Annotated in this window: 1 protein-coding gene; it reads left to right on the forward strand. The window is 64.9% G+C overall.

Features of this window, described 5'->3' with window-relative positions:
• Nucleotides 1–1643: 2-oxoglutarate dehydrogenase E1 component (locus tag AUC71_RS03295; RefSeq protein WP_141701407.1), on the forward strand; the 1643-nt coding region annotated here is incomplete at its 5' end.
• Between the last annotated feature and the right edge of the window lie 124 nt (nucleotides 1644–1767).

Genomic DNA, 1767 nt, shown 5'->3' on the forward strand with positions numbered 1-1767 from the left:
TCTCGCGCTCATCGCCCTACCCGTCCGACGTCGCCAAGATGATCGACGCGCCGATCTTCCATGTGAACGGCGACGACCCGGAGGCCGTGGTCCACGTCACCAAGATCGCCACCGAGTTCCGCCAGCGCTTCGGCAAGCCCGTCGTCATCGACATGTTCTGCTACCGGCGCCACGGCCATAACGAGGCGGACGAGCCGGCCTTCACCCAGCCGCTGATGTATCAGCGCATCGCCCAGCATCCGCGCGTGGTGGAGATCTATGCCGACAAGCTGATCAAGGAAGGGCTGTTCACCGCCGACGAGGTGGAGGATCTCCAAGCGCAGTTCCGCGCCTATCTCGAAGAGGAGTTCCTGGCCGGCGAGACCTACCGCCCCAACCGCGCCGACTGGCTCGACGGCAGGTGGTCCGGCATCGGCTTCGCCGACGAAGGCGCCCGCCGCGGCCTGACCGGCGTGGACCTCGACCTGCTGCGCCAGGTCGGCCGCAGGCTCACGGCCATCCCCGAAACCTTGACGCCGCACAAGACCATCGCCCGTATCATGGCGAGCCGCCGCAAGATGATCGACGACGGCGAGGGCATCGATTGGGCCACCGCCGAGTCGCTCGCCTTCGGCACCCTCCTGGTCGAGGGCTTCAAGGTCCGCCTGTCGGGACAGGATTCCGAGCGCGGCACCTTCTCCCAGCGCCACTCGGTGCTCATGGATCAGGTGACCGAGATGAAATACACCCCGCTGATGCACCTCTCCAAGGAGCAGGGCGACTTCGAGGTCATCAACTCCATGCTCTCCGAGGAGGCCGTGCTCGGTTTCGAATACGGCTACAGCCTCGCCGAGCCCAACGCGCTCGTGCTCTGGGAGGCGCAGTTCGGCGACTTCGCCAACGGCGCCCAGGTCGTCATCGATCAGTTCATCTCCTCCGGCGAGCGCAAATGGCTGCGCATGTCGGGTCTAGTCCTCCTGCTGCCCCACGGCTACGAGGGTCAGGGCCCGGAGCACTCCTCGGCCCGCCTCGAGCGCTATCTCCAATCTTGCGCCGAGGACAATTGGCAGGTGGTCAACTGCACCACGCCGGCCAATTATTTCCATGTGCTCCGGCGCCAGCTCCATCGCGAGTTCCGCAAACCGCTCGTGCTCATGACGCCGAAGTCGCTGCTCCGTCACAAGAAGGTGGTATCGACGCTTGAGGAGTTCGGCCCGGAGTCGAGCTTCCACCGTCTTCTCTGGGACGACGCTGAATCGAAACCCGGCGACTCCGTCACGCTCGTTCCGGACGACCAGATCAGGCGCGTGGTCATTTGCTCGGGCAAGGTCTATTACGACCTCTATGAGGAGCGCGAGCAACGGGGCATCACCGATGTCTATCTTCTGCGCCTCGAGCAGCTTTATCCCTTCCCCGCCCGCGCCCTCATCCAGGAGCTCGGCCGCTTCAAGGATGCAGAGATCGTGTGGTGCCAGGAGGAGCCGAAGAATATGGGCGCCTGGAGCTTCCTTGAGCCAAATCTCGCTTGGGTGCTCGACCATATCGATGCCAAGCACGAGCGCCCGCGCTATGCTGGGCGCCCAAGCTCGGCGGCGACGGCGACGGGACTTGCGAGCAAGCATGCGCGCGAGGTGAAATCCCTCCTGGACGAAGCGCTGGGCTAGGCCGGAAAGGAACGGGCGGAAGAACCGATGGCGACAGAAATCCGGGTGCGACCTTGGGAGAGTCCGTCGTTGAGGCGACGGTCGGCCAGTGGTTCAAGCAGGCCGGCGACGCGGTCGCCGCCGA

Origin of the sequence: Methyloceanibacter marginalis (assembly GCF_001723295.1) — a bacterium.
Lineage (GTDB): Bacteria > Pseudomonadota > Alphaproteobacteria > Rhizobiales > Methyloligellaceae > Methyloceanibacter > Methyloceanibacter marginalis.